Source organism: Paenibacillus sp. WC2504 (assembly GCF_052682475.1).
In genome coordinates this window covers 6,600,212-6,617,947 of sequence record NZ_JBQZFH010000001.1, presented here as the reverse complement: position 1 = coordinate 6,617,947, position 17,736 = coordinate 6,600,212, and the positions used below count along the sequence as shown (strand labels likewise).

At 48.4% G+C, this 17,736-nt stretch carries 16 protein-coding genes; 11 read left to right on the top strand and 5 right to left on the bottom strand.

The window, feature by feature from the left end; all coding sequences use genetic code 11:
* Positions 1-8 precede the first annotated feature (8 nt).
* Positions 9-245 (bottom strand): AbrB/MazE/SpoVT family DNA-binding domain-containing protein, encoded by a 237-nt coding sequence (locus tag ACUN27_RS29875; protein ID WP_127457910.1) that lies wholly within the window; start codon positions 243-245, stop codon positions 9-11.
* Between the two features lie 264 nt (positions 246-509).
* On the opposite strand from ACUN27_RS29875, the gene ACUN27_RS29870 reads away from it, so the two are divergent.
* The 3 genes from ACUN27_RS29870 to ACUN27_RS29860 all read left to right on the top strand — a co-directional run bounded on the left by ACUN27_RS29870 (position 510) and on the right by ACUN27_RS29860 (position 4,816).
* Positions 510-1,826, top strand: a complete 1,317-nt coding sequence (locus ACUN27_RS29870) for an ABC transporter substrate-binding protein (protein WP_445560050.1) — start codon at positions 510-512, stop codon at positions 1,824-1,826.
* An 82-nt stretch (positions 1,827-1,908) separates the two neighbouring features.
* Positions 1,909-2,700: a Nif3-like dinuclear metal center hexameric protein gene (locus ACUN27_RS29865; protein ID WP_445560049.1), complete on the top strand. Its 792-nt coding sequence runs from the start codon at positions 1,909-1,911 to the stop codon at positions 2,698-2,700.
* Between the two features lie 49 nt (positions 2,701-2,749).
* Positions 2,750-4,816, top strand: a complete 2,067-nt coding sequence (locus ACUN27_RS29860; protein WP_445560048.1) for an alpha-glucuronidase family glycosyl hydrolase — start codon at positions 2,750-2,752, stop codon at positions 4,814-4,816.
* An 82-nt stretch (positions 4,817-4,898) separates the two neighbouring features.
* On the opposite strand, the gene ACUN27_RS29855 is transcribed toward ACUN27_RS29860, so the two are convergent.
* Positions 4,899-5,483 carry a hypothetical protein gene (locus ACUN27_RS29855; RefSeq protein WP_445560047.1) on the bottom strand — a complete coding sequence of 195 codons (585 nt, stop codon included), beginning with the start codon at positions 5,481-5,483 and terminating at the stop codon, positions 4,899-4,901.
* 496 nt (positions 5,484-5,979) lie between these two features.
* Between ACUN27_RS29855 and ACUN27_RS29850 the strand changes: the two genes are divergently transcribed.
* The 8 genes from ACUN27_RS29850 (at position 5,980) to ACUN27_RS29815 (ending at position 14,351) form a co-directional block, all read left to right on the top strand.
* Positions 5,980-6,942, top strand: a complete 963-nt coding sequence (locus tag ACUN27_RS29850; RefSeq protein ID WP_315955276.1) for a carbohydrate ABC transporter permease — start codon at positions 5,980-5,982, stop codon at positions 6,940-6,942.
* A complete protein-coding gene (locus tag ACUN27_RS29845) occupies positions 6,939-7,781 on the top strand; it encodes a carbohydrate ABC transporter permease (protein ID WP_315955275.1) in 843 nt (280 codons plus the stop codon). Before ACUN27_RS29850 ends, ACUN27_RS29845 begins: the two co-directional genes overlap by 4 nt.
* Positions 7,782-7,887: 106 nt before the next feature.
* Positions 7,888-9,645, top strand: coding sequence for a cache domain-containing sensor histidine kinase (locus ACUN27_RS29840; RefSeq protein WP_315955274.1), 1,758 nt, complete (start codon positions 7,888-7,890; stop codon positions 9,643-9,645).
* A 183-nt stretch (positions 9,646-9,828) separates the two neighbouring features.
* The gene (locus tag ACUN27_RS29835; protein ID WP_445560046.1) at positions 9,829-11,448 is read left to right on the top strand and encodes a response regulator; all 1,620 of its coding nucleotides are present in this window, start codon (positions 9,829-9,831) and stop codon (positions 11,446-11,448) included.
* Positions 11,449-11,469: 21 nt separating this feature from the next.
* The gene (locus ACUN27_RS29830; protein WP_445560045.1) at positions 11,470-12,537 is read left to right on the top strand and encodes an NAD(P)-dependent alcohol dehydrogenase; all 1,068 of its coding nucleotides are present in this window, start codon (positions 11,470-11,472) and stop codon (positions 12,535-12,537) included.
* Between the two features lie 21 nt (positions 12,538-12,558).
* Positions 12,559-13,647: a Gfo/Idh/MocA family protein gene (locus ACUN27_RS29825; RefSeq protein ID WP_326061598.1), complete on the top strand. Its 1,089-nt coding sequence runs from the start codon at positions 12,559-12,561 to the stop codon at positions 13,645-13,647.
* Positions 13,648-13,663: 16 nt separating this feature from the next.
* Positions 13,664-14,029 (top strand): hypothetical protein, encoded by a 366-nt coding sequence (locus ACUN27_RS29820; protein ID WP_326061599.1) that lies wholly within the window; start codon positions 13,664-13,666, stop codon positions 14,027-14,029.
* Positions 13,971-14,351 (top strand): glycoside hydrolase family 88 protein, encoded by a 381-nt coding sequence (locus ACUN27_RS29815; protein ID WP_326061600.1) that lies wholly within the window; start codon positions 13,971-13,973, stop codon positions 14,349-14,351. The genes ACUN27_RS29820 and ACUN27_RS29815 overlap by 59 nt, the downstream gene beginning before the upstream one ends.
* Here the strand turns inward: ACUN27_RS29815 and ACUN27_RS29810 are convergent.
* From ACUN27_RS29810 to ACUN27_RS29800, 3 genes are read right to left on the bottom strand one after another with little or no spacing between them, the layout of a single operon-like run.
* Complete coding sequence (locus ACUN27_RS29810) at positions 14,261-15,124, bottom strand: transglutaminase family protein (RefSeq protein WP_315955268.1); 864 nt, start codon at positions 15,122-15,124, stop codon at positions 14,261-14,263. The genes ACUN27_RS29815 and ACUN27_RS29810 overlap by 91 nt on opposite strands.
* Positions 15,121-16,080 carry an alpha-E domain-containing protein gene (locus tag ACUN27_RS29805; protein ID WP_445560044.1) on the bottom strand — a complete coding sequence of 320 codons (960 nt, stop codon included), beginning with the start codon at positions 16,078-16,080 and terminating at the stop codon, positions 15,121-15,123. Before ACUN27_RS29805 ends, ACUN27_RS29810 begins: the two co-directional genes overlap by 4 nt.
* 34 nt (positions 16,081-16,114) lie before the next feature.
* Entirely contained in the window at positions 16,115-17,572 is a 1,458-nt protein-coding gene (locus ACUN27_RS29800) for a circularly permuted type 2 ATP-grasp protein (RefSeq protein WP_315955266.1), read from the bottom strand.
* Positions 17,573-17,736: the final 164 nt, after the last annotated feature.

Here is a 17,736-nt window from a genome sequence, read left to right as displayed (position 1 = left end):
GGCTTTTATTAATTGATTTCCTCAACGCAGGAGCTACAAACCATTTTACCTTTGAAATAGGTCATATCCTCGAAATTACCGCAGAATACACAAGCGGGCATATACTTTTTCAAGGTGATACGTTCCGGATCGACATAGACTTCAATTGCGTCACCAATATCAATGTGCAGCGTTCTCCGAAGCTCAATCGGCAATACGATGCGCCCTAACTCGTCAACTTTTCTTACAATCCCCGTTGATCTCATGCTAAACAGCCTCCTGGACATTTTGAGTTTAATCGTTTCATTAATTGATAACTACTCTTATTCCACATTTGAACTTGAATTCCTTTTATTTACTCGAACGTATTATGTTAAACTTTGCATAAGTATTGAAGGATGCCTATAATGTTGATCAATATCGGGCAAATTTAAAATAATTCGTGCATCTCTCTTATATAAAGCCTAATCCACTATTGGTACTATAAATGTAAGCAAAACATCACTGACGAAGTAGGGGGATTACACACGATGATTAAATGGAAGCGTTCTCTAGGCGTTGTGCTAGCGACCGCGTTGGCTGGGTCTCTAGTAGCCTGTGCAAACGGCGGCAATACAAATAGCAAGGCAGATTCACAAGGCACAACGACAGCAACAACCGCTGCGGCTTCGAATGAGCCGGTGAAATTACGCATTATGTGGTGGGGGGCTACGGTTCGCCATGAAGCGACACTCGCTGCATTAAAATTGTACACGGAAAAGCACCCGAACGTTACTTTTGAGCCTGAATATTCCGGTATTGATGGCTATTTGGACAAGCTGTCTACCCAAGCAGCTGCGAATAATGCGCCGGATATTATGCAGCTTGATCCAGGTTGGATTTCGGATTGGGCGGGACGCAATCAATTGGCGCCACTGACAGGTGTGGATGTGAGCAAAATTGATACAAAAGTATTGTCCGGTGGACAAGCTGGGGGCAAGCAGTATGCGATGCCTTTAGGTTCCGTAGCCTACGGGATGATCTACGATAAAGCTGCTATGGATAAGCTTGGTTTGAAAGCTCCGGAAAACGGCTGGTCATGGGATAATTTCTTCGCACTTGCGAAAGAAGCAAAAACGAAGCTTCCGGAAGGTCAATACTTCACGAAGGATTACGCCGGTGACTACTTCGCTTACTCCGCATTCCAATATGCAAAAGGCAAGGGCATGGTCGTATCGGATACGGGGAAATTCAATGTGGACCAGGCTACTTTCTTAGAGTGGACGCGTAATTTTGACGAGATGCGTAAGAATGGCATCGTGCCTCCTGCGGATGTGAACTCCTCTGATAAAGAGTTTGATCCGAAAATGGATTTGATGGTTAACGGTAAAATCTTGTTCCGCATGGGCTTTTCCAGCAACTATGGCTCTTGGGATAGCTTGAAAAAAGGCGCTTATGCACTTGTTACAATGCCTCGTACGGTTGAAGCGGGCGGTTGGTTGAAACCATCCTTGTACTTGGGTGTTTCCGCAACATCGAAGAAAGCGGAAGAGGCGAAAAAATTCGTGGATTGGTTCGTCAACGATCCGGAAGCTGCAAAAATTTTGACAACCGTACGCGGTTTGCCAGTAAATAAAGACATTGCCGCATCCTTGGAGTCCAGTATGAGCGAGGTTGATAAAATCGGATCTGCGCTCCTGCACGCTACCGAGAAAGACGGTCAAACCTGGAATCCAGGCGTGAAAGGCTGGACGAACTATATCGATAAAGATTGGCCGCTTGTTCGCGATCAACTGAGCTTCGGGAAATCAACGCCGGAGCAAGCTTTTGAACAACTGAAAGTGGCTGCACAAGCCTACGAAAAATAAGGCAAAAACGAGTCCGGGACATGCCTGTTCCGGCTCTTGTTTTTTTGCTGTGTAACTCGGGAGCGGAAGGGGACTTATAGTTATGGCGATTCACGTTCAAGATATCCTGAATCAGTTAATGGAGCCGGTTGGACGGCTAGAGGTAACGGTTGATACGCTGAAGTCGGGTGACCCCTCAATGGAAGTGAAGGGTATTGCGACGACGTTCATGGCAACCCATGATGTTATTCAAAAGGCTGTTGAAAAGGGTGTGAATTTGCTCATAACGCATGAAGGCACCTTTTATCATCATCATGACCAAATAGGGCATCTCGTAGATGATCCAGTTTATCAAGCGAAGCAAAAGCTGATCGAGGATTCCGGGATTGCGATTTTCCGCTTCCATGATTATTGGCATCGATATCGGCCGGATGGGATCATGATCGGCTTAGTTCAGAGCCTGGAATGGGCGCCCTTTGTAACGGAAAATAGACCTGCGGCTACGCTGCTGACGATTCCGTCAATAACAGTGAAGGAGCTTGCCCTATATGTGAAAAATAAGCTGGGTATCTCTTTCGTGCGAGTTGCCGGCGACGGGTCAATGATTTGCACGCGCATCGGCCTGCTAGCGGGGTACAGAGGCGGAGGCGGCATGGCCATTCCTCTCTTTCAGGAAGAGGTGGATGTGATCATTGCCGGGGAAGGCCCCGAATGGGAAACGCCGGAATATGTGCGTGACGCTGTGCACCAAGGCAGGAAGAAGGCTTTCATTGCACTCGGACATGCGGAAAGCGAAGAACCGGGCATGAAATATTTGGCGGAGATGGTGGCCGCGTTATTTCCGAGTCTCCCCGTACATTTCATTTCGGAAGATCAGGTTTTTGAAGTGATGTAATCCATAAAAATATTAGAATAATCATGACAGGGAGAGGAAGATTTATCTCATGAGCGATACAACGACACAACAAACCGGCTACCAGGCTTGGCTTGAATACCACCCGATTTCGCTGAGCGAGGTTCAACAATATGCCGGATACAGCGGAATTGTTTGTACGGAAAAGGAAGAAGCAATTCAATCGGCTGTCCAAGAACTCTCCCGCGGCATCAGCAAGATGCTAGGCAAAGAGCTTGCTGTCTCTGAAAATGGCGAAGGCAGAGTTGTGATTGCACTAGGCACATTTGGCGGAGGTAATGCGCTAATAGATCGCACTTTTGACGAAGGGACTCGATCAGCTGTTAAACCTGAAGGGTTTGCGATCAAGACGGATCAAGCGAGCGGAAGTCTAGTTATCGGTGCTTCGTCAGCGTCCGGTGTTTTGTATGGCGTCTTTCATCTGCTTCGACTTATCAGCACTCATAAATCCGTGAACAAGTTAGATGTTATTGAAAATCCAGTGAACATGCTGCGTATGATAAATCAATGGGATAATATCGATGGTAGTATTGAACGGGGCTACGCAGGAAAGTCAATTTTCTTTGAAAATAACCGGATCACAACGGATCTGACACGCGTTCGCGATTATGCAAGATTGCTGGCTTCTTCGGGGCTCAATGCGATTTCCATCAACAATGTGAACGTTCATCACTGGGAAACGAAGTTTTTGACTGGTGAGTACCTGCCGGATGTTGCTAGGGTAGCAGGTGTATTCCGTTCGTACGGCATCAAGCTGTTCTTGAGCGTCAACTATGCCAGTCCGCTTGAAATTGGCGGCCTATCAACGGCTGATCCTCTTGATCCTGCTGTACGCGAATGGTGGTGTGTTAAAGCAGCAGAAGTGTACGCCGCGATTCCGGATTTCGGCGGCTTCCTGGTGAAGGCGGATTCGGAGAACCGCCCAGGGCCGTTTACGTATGACCGCGATCATGCGGACGGCTCGAATATGCTGGCGGAGGCGCTTAAGCCTTACGGCGGTATTGTCATTTGGCGCTGCTTCGTCTATAACTGCAAGCAGGATTGGCGTGACCGGGCGACCGATCGGGCGCGGGCGGCGTATGATCATTTTAAACCGCTGGATGGAAGATTCATGGATAATGTCATTCTGCAGGTGAAAAATGGCCCGATGGATTTCCAAGTGCGGGAGCCTGTTTCTCCGCTGATTGGCGCCATGGAAGCGACGAATCAAATGATTGAATTCCAGATTACACAGGAATATACCGGGCAGCAGCGCCATTTGTGCTACCTCGTTCCACAATGGAAAGAAGTCCTTGATTTCGAGACTTACGCGAAAGGTGACGGCTCCAGTATTAAACGTATTGTCGATGGTTCTCTGTACGGCAATCGATTCAGCGGTTTTGCCGCTGTCTCCAATATCGGAAACGACACCAATTGGACAGGCCATTTGTTGGCGCAAGCGAACCTGTATGGCTACGGCCGGTTGGCGTGGAATCCGGAGCTGTCCGCGGAAGAGATCGCGGAAGAGTGGATTCGCATGACGCTTGGCGGGGACGAGAAGCTGGTGAGCGCGGTTATGGGGATGCTCATGGACTCATGGAGCATCTATGAAGCGTATACGTCGCCACTCGGTGTGGGCTGGATGGTGAATCCAGACCATCACTACGGTCCGAACGTAGACGGCTACGAGTACTCGAAGTGGGGGACGTACCACTTTGCGGATTGTCATGGCATTGGCGTCGACCGAACCAAAGCAACGGGGACAGGCTATGCTGCGCAGTACAAAGGCATGAACTACGACATCTATGAGTCGGTTGAAAACTGCCCGGATGAGCTGCTGCTGTTTTTCCATCAAGTGCCGTATACGCATGTGCTGCACTCCGGCCAAACCGTGATTCAGCATATTTATAACACACATTTTGAAGGCGTGGAGCGGGCTGAGCAGCTGGTGGCTAAGTGGGCTAGCCTGGAAGGAAGCGTGGGCGAGCTGGTGCATAAGCAGGTAGCGGATCGTCTCGCGGAGCAGGCCGCCCATGCAAAAGAATGGCGCGATATGATCAACACGTATTTCTTCCGGAAAAGCGGTATTGCGGATGCGTTAGGGAGAAAGATTTATTGAGATCAGTTAGGGAGCAGCGTGTTTGGCTGCTTCTTTTTTTATGCGGATGTTGGTTCAGTGGCAAATAGTAGGAGCGCAGCTTTCAAAAGTAATCTATCGCCTCCCGAGCTAGTTCGTATCGGACAATTCGTTCCCTGCTTCCTCCATAAGAAGGGCGTAGAGATCGCGACTGCTCTATGGCTAGTCGGATAACCTCTTTTTCAGCAAGCTGTGCGCGTGAAACGGGGCTTTGGCTGGGCTGATATTTGCTTAGCATCATACGAAGCAAGGTGATGCATAGGTCTGGGCGCTGCTCGATATCGTCATAAGCAAAGGAAATGACATGGAAATCCATGGCATGAAGAAACGTCTCGCGATTCAACTCGTTGCAGTACTTTTGCCTGTCCATGTCCCGCACTTGAGAAGCGTAGCCCTTGATCTCAAAGATCAGCTTCACGTATCCCGGCAGCAGCCAAGCAAAGTCTGCAAAATAAGATCTTCCCCGCCAATCCAGTACTTCGTATTCAGGGTGAAGATCTTTGAAGCTGCCCCTGAGAGGCCACCAGACGTTCCTTAGAAACAGTATTTCGGTATGTTGGTGCCCTCTTTCCAGTCTGCCCCGGCGCTCTCCGGATCTGGTATTGATATGTTGGTGAATAAATGTTGCGTGTGCTTCATTAAAAGTCATGTTCACAACCCCTTTGGAGGAAATAAAAAAACGCCCCGTACCCATTCGTAGGAATGGATCGGGACGTGCTTCGTCACTTGTTTCCATTATAGAACAAATGTTCGCTATTTGCAAGGTATTTTGGAGATATTGACGGTCCGATAAAACTGCACCGAACTTCTTCGTCATATCTGGAGGTATATGGAAATTATAACCGAGGCAGAGGCTGGGAAGGAAACAACTGGAAAAACTATATCTAAATCGGCGATAATGTGAGATCGTGCCCCGATTCGCTCGAAATAGCTGTAGAAATTCCAGTTCCTGGTGCGAAATTGGGGCTGAAGGCGGGATTTAGTAGGAGTTATCGGCGTTAATTGCAAGGGGGAAACGGGAAGCTCCCCCCTCTTTTCGGGATATTTTAAAAGAATTCGATGATTCCTCTCATTTAGTCCCTGAAGCCAAGCCTTTATACTTGAGATATACAAGTTAAACAGACTAACTGCAGAGGTGAACTTACATGAATCGTTCCACAGCCGTTGCCGTGAAAGCCGCTGCGAGCACGAAGAAACGCCGTTCTTTCCTAAGTCGCTGGGACGCGCCAATTGCGGGATATTTATTTATTTTACCGTGGCTGCTCGGATTTTTCGGGCTTACAGCGTATCCCATGTTCTTATCGTTGTACTACTCCTTCACTGACTATACGCTGATGGAACCCATTAGTTGGGTCGGATTTCATAACTATGAGAGAATCTTCACGGCAGACGCGAAGTTTCTACAATCCGTAAAAATCACGTTTTTCTACGTGCTGGCCTCCGTACCTTTGAAGCTGGCAGCGGCTCTACTAGTCGCCTTACTGCTGAACAAAGCAATGAGAGGAATCTCCGCTTACCGTACGGCCATTTATTTTCCGTCCCTGATTGGGGGCAGTATCGCGGTATCCTTGCTGTGGCGGAACATTTTCGGCGTCGATGGTATTTTTAATGAAATCCTCGCGAAGTTCGGCATCCAAGGAATTGGCTGGATTACTAATCCGAGTACGGCCTTGTGGACGCTTATTTTATTAACCGTATGGCAATTCGGATCCTCGATGGTTATTTTCCTGGCGGGACTCAAACAAATCCCAAATGATCTGTATGAAGCTTCCGGGGTAGACGGAGCGAACCGATTTGTGCAATTTTTTAAAATTACACTGCCGATGCTCTCACCAACTTTATATTTCAACTTGATTATGGGTGTCATTAACGCGTTTCAAATGTTCACGTCGGCTTACGTCATCACAAATGGCGGTCCGATGAACTCGACTTACGTCTATGCCATGTACTTATACGAGAGGGCCTTCAGCCGTTACCAATTGGGGTACTCATCTGCACTGGCCTGGATCATGCTTATTATGATTGTTATCGTGGCGGCTATTATTGCGGGCACCTCCAAATACTGGGTATTTTACGAAACCGATACAGGAGGTAAAAAGAGCAAATGACGATCAAATGGAATCAAGCTGTCCGTCACTTATTCATGATTGCCTTCAGCTTATTGATGGCTTATCCGGTCCTTTGGTGGATCGGCGCATCGCTCAAATCCAATAGTGAATTGAGTTCACCGAACCTATTTCCTACCACACCGCAATGGAGCAATTTTGTAAAAGGCTGGAATTCGGTTCCGGGACATTCGTTTACCGACTTTTATCTCAACACGTTCGGATTAGAAATTGCCGTTCTTGCCGTAACATTTATCTCCAGCACGCTTGTCGCGTTCGGTTTCGGCAGACTGAATTTCCCGCTCAAAACCTTCTGGTTCTCACTGCTTATGGTCACGCTGATGCTTCCAGGGCAAGTGCTCATCATTCCGCAGTATGCGATGTTCCATCAGTTAGGTTGGGTGAATACGTACCTGCCGTTTATTGTGCCTCATTTGCTCGCAAGCGGCGCGGGTGGAACGTTCTTCGTCTTCCTGCTCATCCAATTCGTACGCGGTATTCCCAAAGAACTGGATGAATCGGCGAAAATAGACGGCTGCTCCTGGTTCGGTATTTACTGGCGAATTGTGATGCCGCTTACGAAACCGGCGATTGTTACGGTCATGATTTTCTGCTTCCTTTGGAACTGGGATGATTTCTTAGGGCATCTACTCTATATTAACTCGGTCGATAAGTATACGGTCGGTCTGGCACTTCGGATGATTAATGATTCCCAGTCCGGTCAAGAGTGGGGCCAACTGCTGGCGATGTCGCTTGTTTCAATTGTGCCTGCCACACTGGTCTTCATGTTCCTGCAGAAGTACTTCGTCGAAGGGATTGCAACGACGGGCATTAAAGGATAAGATGAAAAACAAATAAGGAAGCCATAGAACGGTAAAGCGACGAAGCAGTTTCGTTGTTTTACCGTTTCTTTCGCCTAATCGGATACTGAATGGGAGCGAAGACCGCATGACGAATCCTTTCAAAAAGTTTAGAATCGATCACCTGTTTTTCCGCAGTTTTGCCGGATTTATTATCGTTGTATTGGCTTGCAGCGTATGGGCCAGTTATAGCATTTCGTCCAAAGAGCTTGCCCAAACAACGTTTCAATATCAACAGAAGCTGCTTGATGAGCTGAATAACGAAATTACGACAAGGCTTGTTACCATTGAACAAATCTCTTTATCTACATCGCGCGACAACGAGCTCATTACCTTCCTGGCTAATAAGCAAGATGAGTTCGATCGTTATCGGAGATCAATTGGCGTTGAGAAGGCGCTTGCGAACTTGACTTATTCCATTCCGCTCATCCAAGGCATTGATTTGTATATGAACCGACCGCTTGAGGGCGATGCCAAGAGCTACATCCAGTTCCGGGACATGGCGGATTTGGATAAGCAGTCATGGTCAGCGCTGTTGACGGGCAATGATTTTACATGGTCGATCGAGCATTTAATTCCCAGTTTTCAAGGCGATGTGCCGGTCCTGAGTTTTGCCAGAAAAATAATGTATGACGACAAATACTTAGGTGTGTTAGTCATCCACGTGAAAGCGGATCAGATTAGAAGTTTGCTGGCGGGGCATTCATCGGAGACGAACCGGATCATGATTGACTCGCGGGGAGAGCAGTTTCTAAAGATTGGTCAGATCCCGGATCATAATGAACTGTCCAAATGGATGGAAGGCGGAGTGAAACAGAAGCAATCGGGTTTTGTGCGCACCAAAGGCAGCAGCGAAGCGGGCGATTCCCTCTTGGTTTACTCGAAGCTGCTCGATTCTACCTGGACGCTGGTTGAAATCACACCTTGGCAGCAAATTACCGCAGGCAGTATCAGGCTGGCCGAAGTCATCGGCATCATTGGTATTGCAGCTGTCCTGCTAACGCTGATTTTGACGCACTTTTTGAGCCGCCAGTTCACGAAGCCCATCAAGAAACTCGTGAGCGCAATGGGCGTCTATTCCGTAGGCGGTAATAATGTGGAGCTTCCAGTCGACTATCAAAATGAGTTCGGCTACTTGTTCGCCGGATACCGCAAACAGAACGAGCGAATCGAGGAGTTATATCTCTCTTTGCAGCGCAGGTACGAACAGCAGCGCAAGGCGGAAATTGAGGCGCTGCAGGCGAATATTAACCCGCATTTCCTCTACAATACGCTGGATCAGCTGAATTGGATGGCGATTGAGGCGGGGCAGGATGAGATTAGCCGTATTTTGGAGCTAATGGGACGTATGTTTCGGATTGGCCTCTCGAACGGGGACAGCTTTATTACGATTGGCGAGGAACTTATGCACATCGAGTGTTATTTGGAAATTCAGCAGCTGAGGTGGCGAACAGGGCTCGAGTATGGCATCGAGGCGTCTCCGGACCTCCGCAACCTGTTCATCCCGAAGCTGACACTGCAGCCATTTGTGGAAAATGCGATTGTTCATGGCTTTAACTCACGTCGTCAAGGTCACATTCAAATTCGACTGGTGGACTCGTTGAATAACATTCAGATTATCATTGATGACAATGGAGTCGGGCTTCAGCAAGTGGTGGAAAAGAAACATAAACGCCATACAGGCGGTTATGGTATTCGCAATGTCAGAGAGCGAATTGCGGGATATTTCGGTGGCGAGTACGGCATTACGCTGCAGGAACGGCCAGAAGGAGGAACGCGTGTCGTCATCGTGCTTCCCCGTCTCGCTCAGCCACCCGTGAAGGATCAACTGGAGAAAGCGGAGTAGTTCGTTGTATTTTAAAATAAATCGTTCAATCCTCTCATTTCAAAGATGGGCTTGCATTGATAGTATAGAGGTATGAGATCAAATAGGAATAATGGAGCCTGGAACAGAAGCCTGTTCCGGGCTGATGTTATATGATATAGCAGTTATCATCAAACAAAGGTTGAAGTTAAGGAGGCGGGCATTATGTGGAAGATCGCGATCATTGATGATGAACGCCAAGTTCTTCAAGGAATGAAACGAGCCATACCTTGGGATGAGCTTGACGCAGATTGGGTTGGCGAAGCGCTCAACGGGCAGGACGGACTGGAGCTCATTCGAACGGCTGCCCCGGATATTGTCATTACGGATATCTATATGCCGGTTATGAATGGCCTTGATATGATTGAGCAGCTAAGAAAAGAAGGCTTCGGCGGGAAGTTTATTATTTTGAGCGGATACTCGGATTTTGAGCATGCGAGGCAGGCGCTTCGTTGCAATGTGAGTGATTATTTATCTAAGCCAATCAGCGTTCCTACATTAAAAACGATTCTTGGCAAAGCCATCGGAGAGCTGATGGAAGAAGAAGAGAAGCGGATTAAGCAGGACGAGCTTCAACAGAAATTAATGCTGTACGAGCCTTTTATTGAAAAAGAATGGGTGAAATCGGCGGTTGCCGGAACCCTGGACAGCTCCTATCGGAATGAGGATCGGCTGCCAAAGCCTTACCGCTTCTGGTGTGAGAGCAAGCATGTCGTCATTGGTATTGACCTGATTCGAGATGTTCGAACATCGGACCTGTCGCTGCCGGATTGGAGCTTGTTCCGTTTTGCGATTAGCAATATCGTCTGCGAGGTGGCGCGCGAAACGTTCCCGGCCATTGAATATGTAGAGCTTCATGGATCGCGGGCTGTGCTCATCCTTCATCCCCAAGCGGACAGTTCGCAGCAAGAGCTGGAGCAGAAGCTCAGCAAACTGGGGATCAGGCTCATCGATTGCATCAAAAGTTATTTGAAGCTGGTCATTCGTGTGGGCATCGGCGGCACCAAAGAAGCTTGGACGGAAATGCCGGATTCGACGGAGGAAGCGTTTCGAGCGATCGATTTGCGGGACCGTCGTGTTGATTCGGCTTATGACTTGTTCGTGTATAGCGAGGAAATGAGAAACGATCAGGGGACGCTCGTGATGCGACCGGCCAAGTTTTATTTTGAATTAGCCGGTGCGATGAAGGCTTCACAGGAATCGCAAGCACAGCAGCTTGTGGCGCAGTATATTGATCAGTTAAAGGAACAAAAAGGGATAACACCGGACTATGTGCAAATGCTGGCTGGGGAGCTATGGGGTATTTTTGCCTATTGCCTCTATGAGGTCGGCATGGTGCTCGATGATATTTTCCCGAATGATCAGATTGTGAAAGAAATGGTTGGATTGACATTGCCCGGGCAATTAAGGGAATGGCTTGAGTCCAAAATATCCGTTATTTTCAACAGCAGGCAATGGAAAGGTAACAGTAAACACAGACAAGCGGTCGATTTCATGACACAATATATTCATGAGCATTACGCAGATGATATGACACTTGCCGATTTGGCGGATAAGGTGTATATCTCGCGGAATCATCTGTCGATTATTTTCAAAAACATGACCGGTGAAACGTTCAATACCTATTTAACGCGCGTGCGTATTGAAAAAGCTAGAGAACTGCTGCTGGAAAGAAACATGCTCGTCTATGAAGTGGCGGAGCGTGTGGGCTACAAAAACGTGCCTTATTTCAGCACGCTTTTCAAGAAGTTTACCGGCATGAACCCGACAGAACTCATCAAATAATGGCAGAGGGAGAGAGAAGAAATGAATGGACAACTACCTGCAAGAATGAAAGCGGCTGTCATGACGAAGCCAGGAACAATTGTGATGGAGGAGCGCCCAGTCCCGCAAGTTGACGCGAATGAAGTGTTGGTCAAAGTGATGGCTGTTGGGGTATGCGGTTCGGACGTTCATTATTTTGAAAATGGCAGAATTGGCCGCTATGTGGTCGAGAAGCCGATTATTCTCGGGCACGAATGCGCGGGCATCATTGTCGCTGCAGGCGCTTCAGTGACTAACGTGAGCCTTGGCGATCGTGTCGCCATCGAGCCGGGCGTCACTTGCGGACACTGTCAGGCCTGCAAAGAAGGCCGTTATAATCTGTGCCCGGATGTGCAGTTCCTGGCTACGCCGCCAGTGGACGGTGCTTTCGTTCAATATATGAAAATCCGCGCGGACATGGTATTTGCCATTCCGGAACATTTAACCTTCGAGGCTGCGGCGCTCAACGAGCCATTCTCCGTCGGCATTCACGCGGCTAAGCGCTGCAACTTGCAGCCGGGTTCGACGGTTGCCATCATGGGCATGGGCCCGGTCGGCTTAATGGCCGTAGCGGCAGCAAAGTCATTTGGTGCAAGCCGGATTATTGTCACCGATCTGGAACAGGTCCGCTTGGAGGCTGCTAAACGGTTGGGCGCCACGGACGTCATCAACGTCAAAGAAGAGGATGCGGTTCAGCGCATCAAGGAGATGACGGATGGGGTTGGCGCAGATGCCGCTTGGGAGACGGCGGGCAATCCGAGAGCTCTGCAATCAGCGCTTTATTCCTTGCGCCGCGGCGGTAAGCTTGTCATCGTGGGCTTGCCTGCCCAGGATGAAATTCCGCTCAATGTCCCGTTCATCGCTGACAATGAGATTGATATTTATGGTGTTTTCCGGTATGCCAATACGTACCCGACAGGCATTAAATTCCTTGCCGGTGGCGGCATAGATACGAAAGCGCTCATTACAGATCGCTATCCGCTTGAACAGACGCAAGACGCGTTGGAACGAGCGATTCATAATAAAAGCGGCAGTTTAAAAGTCATGGTATATCCGAACGAAATCCTGTAAACGTAGAATGGGGAGGTAGTTATGATGAAACCAGTAAAATTCAGTTTGATCGGCGGTGCCGGTTTTCGCGCCCAATATTTCCTACGCATTGCACAGGCGCTGCCTGAGCGGTTTGAAATTAGCGGCATGGTTGTCAGAAGTGAAGACAAAGGCAAGGATATGGAAGCGAAGTGGGGAACAGCTACATACCGGTCGCTAGAACAGCTGTTGGAAAACGAACATCCGGATTTTGTCGTCGTTTCCGTCTCGCCTTCCCAAAGTCTGGACTACCTTCTGGCGTTGGCGGAGCGGGGAATTCCCGTTTTGTTGGAAACGCCGCCTGCTCCTGATTTAAGCGGGCTTCAGCTATTGTATGAGCGATTAACCCTTACGGGTGCGCGTATTCAGGTAGCGGAGCAGTACCATTTTCATCCCGTTCAACAAGCGCGATTGGAACTTATTCGGTCAGGTCAGTTGGGTAAAATTACGGAAACAACGGTTTCCATCTCACAAACGTACCATGCGGTTAGCTTAATTCGGAAAATGTTAGGGGTCAATTTCGAAGATGTTCGTATTAAAGCGATGCGTTTCGAGTCCTCGTGGGTTCAGGGGCCAAACCGCAGCGGTCCACCAACAGAAGATAAGCTCATTCCATTGCAGAGAGATCTGGCTTGGTTGGATTTTGGCGATCGCCTAGGCATTTATGATTTTACCAAAGACCAGCACCGCTCATGGACGCGCTCTAATCATTTGTCCGTCAGAGGGCAGCGTGGGGAAATTTTCGATAATCGGGTTCTCATTCAGCAGGAATCATGCACAGAGCTTCGAATGGAGCTGAAGCGCATGAACAGAGGCGAGCTGGAAAATGCGGAAGGGTATTACCTGAAAGGAATTCTCTGCGGTGACAAATGGGTCTACGAGAATCCATTCGCTCCCGCTAGATTATACGATGACGAAATTGCAATTGCCGCATGCCTGCAGAAAATGGCTGAATATACCTTTGGTGGGCCAAGCTTTTATAGCCTGGAAGAGGCTTCGCAGGACCATTATCTCGGGATGATGATCGAGAAAGCTATTTCAACCGGAGAAACAATCACGACAGAACCGCAGTGTTGGGTGCCCAAATCATAAGTGAGGAGCAAGCAGAATGCCAGACTATTTTCCATATGAAGCGAGCTTAGCTTACAAATTGCATGACAACATCCCAGAGGCGCTCGAGACGGTTGCTAATCGGTATATGGCGAATAATCCGGCTTATCCTTTTCAACTGAGAGCTTTTCATGAGAACGGTTTCATCCAAACAAGGAAAGGTTTATATGATCTGGATTTGAATGCCAAATTCCCGGCGGCTAAGCTGGGGCAAGTTGGATATGTATATGCCATGTTATGGAGTGACAGTGAGGCGGAATGCCATCTATCCATGAGTGGGGAGTCGCCTACTAATCTTTATATCAATGGAAAGCAAGTCTTTTGTTCTAGTATTGGAGAGGAAAGAGACAGCAAAGGGGGTTAACGGCTTGTGGCACCAAGTGCTGACTGATGCTGAATCCTACGAGGAGACCTCTTGCACGGCCATATTTATTTACGGTTTTGCAAAAGGGATACGCCATGGCTGGCTGCCATCCCCAGAACCCTACACAGCTGCTGTGCAACTGGCTTGGCAGGGGCTGACCAACCACAGCGTGGACGAGCTGGGCAACGTACACGGTGTATGCCGAGGATCGAACTTCTCCTACTCGGAGGCTTACTCAATCAGTTTAACATCTACAATGACTTCAAGGTCTTGCTCACCGGCTCCGCGATATACCCCTTTGACAGGAACGATATCGTTATAGTCGCGACCGTGACCTAACTTGATATAACGCCAGTTGACCTCGCAGTCGTTGGTGGGGTCATACCCGAACCAACCGCTGCCTGGAATCAGGCACTCCACCCAAGCATGGGAAGCTTGCGTAAATTCAGCGCTGCCTCCTTGCAAATCACCGACAAAGTGATAACCGCTGACGTATCTGGCAGGGATCCCCTTATCCCGGCAAACGGCGATCATTAAGTGCGAATAGTCTTGGCATACGCCTCGTCTAAGCTTCAACATTTCCCCTACTGTGGTCTGTACGGACGTAGCAGAAGGATCATAGGTGAAATCGCGATGGATCGTTGTATTGATAGTGCTCAGCAAGTCATATAAGGAAATATGCTGGTCGTTAATAGCATCGGAATAGGCCTTAATTTCGCTTGTGAGTCCTGTATAGCTTGTAGGCAGCAAGTATTCCGCGTATTCATTTTGAAAATCATCGCTGAGCCGCAGCGCCTTCTCCTCATAGGGGGAAAGTGCTGCGCTCGGGATGTTATCGTTATCGTGCGTCACAACGGTAGACTTCATTTTGATGGTGAGCTCACGGTGAATTTTATTCACGGTAAAGGCATGCACACGGTTATGAAAGTAATCCGAATACGTAAAGAAGGCAGATACAGGTTCGGTGATGATACTGTGATGATAGCAGGATTGACGATTGTCGGTCAGCGGTGTTAACCGGACTTCATTGACACTGTCCTGCGCCGTATCTGTGTAGGAATAACGTGTGATATGCGTAATCTCCAGCTTCTTCATGCAATGACCTCCTCCCTGGAGGGAAAAAAGACTTTGGCCATCCGCATGCCCATTAGGTTGCACGATTCACGGAGAGCCTGCAGGGCCATTTCCAACTTACCGGATAAAATATCTTCCTCATCCATGCAAGCCAGGTTAGCTTTCACTTTCCCAGCCAGTTTGGCTAGTTTGTGTACCGTCATGTTCAAATCGGTATCCTCAAGTTGGATGCTCTTTAAGGAACGTTCCAGCGCTTGAAAAGAGTAGCTGATCGATCTTGGAAAGGCCTCATGCAGCATCAGAAATTTGATGATGTTGGTCAGGTTCACCGTATCCGCATACTCTCTGCGGAATGATTCATAACCGCTGACTGATTTGAGAACCGAGAGCATAAGCGGGTAGGAGGACATTTCTTCTTTGGCGTAGTCCTGGCATAAGGATTGTAGCAAGCGAAGCAAATTCTCCGCACGCTCCAAATACCGTCCTGCTTCTATGAAATGCCATTCATTTTGGCGCGGCATGACAGAGGTGGCCGCTCCGTGAAACATCGATAAATGGTCACGGACGAATCGGTAAAATAAATGCGGCGAATCGCTCGTGATATCGCGGACATCTTTTTCTTTTAGCCACAAATATAAGCCATTCATAATATCCCATAGTTCAGCCGGCATCTTCTCGCGTATATTGCGCAGATTGGTTCGCGCATGGTTGGTGCAAGCGAGCAAAGAGTTCACATTATTTTTATCAAGTGTAATGTATTGAAGGACATGCTGCTCCGTGCAGCTGCTGTATTGCTCGTTAAAAGCAGCTCTGTCGCCGATCGTGTCGATTAACAGGCTCCATATTTGACCGCTGCCGCTCTCCCGTTCTTCGCGGATATGATAATAAACATCAATTAACCTCGCGTGATTCTCTGTTCTTTCCGTGTACCGTCCGATCCAGAATAAAGCTTCCGCTGTTCGTCCCATCATCACCATTTATTCCGCTGCCTCCCATCTAAATGTGGATTTTCTACGAATTCGTCACCCATGTGTCTTTGCAGCCTCCGCCTTGGGAGGAGTTCACGACGAGTGAGCCTTCTTTGAGCGCTACTCGCGTAAGTCCGCCGGGAATGACCTCGATGGTTTCGCCTGCGATAACGAAGGCTCGGAGATCAATATGCCGTGCAGCCATTTGGCCATCCATCATAACAGGCGCTCTCGACAGTTGAATGGTTGGTTGGGCGATATATCGATCAGGGTTCGCCAGTATTTTCTGCCTGAAATCCGCCAGCTCGCTCTCCGAAGCCGTTGGTCCGATGAGCATACCGTATCCGCCTGAGAGGGATGTTTCTTTGACGACCATGGTGCTCAGATGTTGGAGGACATGCTCGCGTTCATCCGGTCTCGAAAGAATGTACGTAGGTACGTTATTGAGAATGGGTTCTTCCTTCAAATAGTAGCGAATCATATCCGGAACATAAGCATAGATCGCTTTATCGTCCGCTACCCCTGTGCCAGGGGCGTTCACGATGTTGATGTTGCCGGCGCGATAGGCATTCATGATGCCTGCAACGCCTAGCAGTGAATTAGGATCAAAGGCAAGCGGATCGAGGAAATCGTCGTCAATTCTGCGATAAAGCACATCAATTTGACGAAGCCCTTTGATACTGCGAATGTACACCTTGTGATCGATGACGACGAGATCGTTCCCTTCTACAAGCTCGATCCCCATTTGCTGAGCAAGGAAGGTATGCTCGAAGTAAGCTGAGTTATAACAACCCGGCGTCAGCAGGCCAATAACAGGATCTTTTTTCCCGGAGGGACTGAGTCTGCGCAAAGCGGATAGAAACACGTTCAAACTTTGTTCGATATCTTGGATGGAGTGGCTAAACACGAGCTCGGGGAATAAATGCGTCATGATGGAACGGCTCTTATATAAGTAGGAAAAACCTGACGGCGATCGGAGGTTGTCTTCAAGAACAAAGTATTCGCCGTGCTCATCGCGGATTAGATCGATGCCTGAAACGGTTACGTACACATCATTAGGAATGGATAGACGCATCATTTCGGGCCGGAAATAGCAGTTCGAGAGAACCATTTTTCTTGGAATAATGCCATCCTTGAGGATGCATTGGTCATGGTAAATATCTTTGAGAAATAAATTCAGCGCCTTCACGCGCTGTCTAAGCCCTTTTTCAAGCTTCAGCCATTCATCCCTTGGAATGATGCGTGGAATGGGATCGAAAGGAATCGTGCGTTCGAGCGCCTCGGTCTGATCAGGACTGTACAACGTGAAGGTAATTCCTTCTTCCATCATTCGTTTCATGGTGGCTGTTTGGCGCTTGCTCAGATTGCCGGACTTCATGGTCATGAACTGACGAAACACCGTTTGATAATGAGAACGAACCGAATAGGCGTTCATAAACATTTCATCGTAAAAGGGGTGGGGATTATAAGGCGTGGTGACCAGATTCTCAGGTTTTGACATCGCAGCTTCCTGGTTTCTTAACTATGCATTCGGAAGCTACATGGAGATAAGGGCCCGAAGCAGAAACCAGGCCTCCTTTCTGATCTTCATTCTTAAAATGTGTTAGAAAATATAACGTAAATTGATGGCGATGCCTATATTTTCTTATATTGTAGATTTTTCAG

Coding starts and splice junctions, on each gene's coding strand:
- ACUN27_RS29875 (WP_127457910.1), bottom strand. CDS start 245: ATGAGATCAACGGGGATTGTAAGAAAAGTTGACGAGTTAGGGCGCATC.
- ACUN27_RS29870 (WP_445560050.1), top strand. CDS start 510: ATGATTAAATGGAAGCGTTCTCTAGGCGTTGTGCTAGCGACCGCGTTG.
- ACUN27_RS29865 (WP_445560049.1), top strand. CDS start 1,909: ATGGCGATTCACGTTCAAGATATCCTGAATCAGTTAATGGAGCCGGTT.
- ACUN27_RS29860 (WP_445560048.1), top strand. CDS start 2,750: ATGAGCGATACAACGACACAACAAACCGGCTACCAGGCTTGGCTTGAA.
- ACUN27_RS29855 (WP_445560047.1), bottom strand. CDS start 5,483: ATGACTTTTAATGAAGCACACGCAACATTTATTCACCAACATATCAAT.
- ACUN27_RS29850 (WP_315955276.1), top strand. CDS start 5,980: ATGAATCGTTCCACAGCCGTTGCCGTGAAAGCCGCTGCGAGCACGAAG.
- ACUN27_RS29845 (WP_315955275.1), top strand. CDS start 6,939: ATGACGATCAAATGGAATCAAGCTGTCCGTCACTTATTCATGATTGCC.
- ACUN27_RS29840 (WP_315955274.1), top strand. CDS start 7,888: ATGACGAATCCTTTCAAAAAGTTTAGAATCGATCACCTGTTTTTCCGC.
- ACUN27_RS29835 (WP_445560046.1), top strand. CDS start 9,829: ATGTGGAAGATCGCGATCATTGATGATGAACGCCAAGTTCTTCAAGGA.
- ACUN27_RS29830 (WP_445560045.1), top strand. CDS start 11,470: ATGAATGGACAACTACCTGCAAGAATGAAAGCGGCTGTCATGACGAAG.
- ACUN27_RS29825 (WP_326061598.1), top strand. CDS start 12,559: ATGATGAAACCAGTAAAATTCAGTTTGATCGGCGGTGCCGGTTTTCGC.
- ACUN27_RS29820 (WP_326061599.1), top strand. CDS start 13,664: ATGCCAGACTATTTTCCATATGAAGCGAGCTTAGCTTACAAATTGCAT.
- ACUN27_RS29815 (WP_326061600.1), top strand. CDS start 13,971: ATGGAAAGCAAGTCTTTTGTTCTAGTATTGGAGAGGAAAGAGACAGCA.
- ACUN27_RS29810 (WP_315955268.1), bottom strand. CDS start 15,124: ATGAAGAAGCTGGAGATTACGCATATCACACGTTATTCCTACACAGAT.
- ACUN27_RS29805 (WP_445560044.1), bottom strand. CDS start 16,080: ATGGTGATGATGGGACGAACAGCGGAAGCTTTATTCTGGATCGGACGG.
- ACUN27_RS29800 (WP_315955266.1), bottom strand. CDS start 17,572: ATGTCAAAACCTGAGAATCTGGTCACCACGCCTTATAATCCCCACCCC.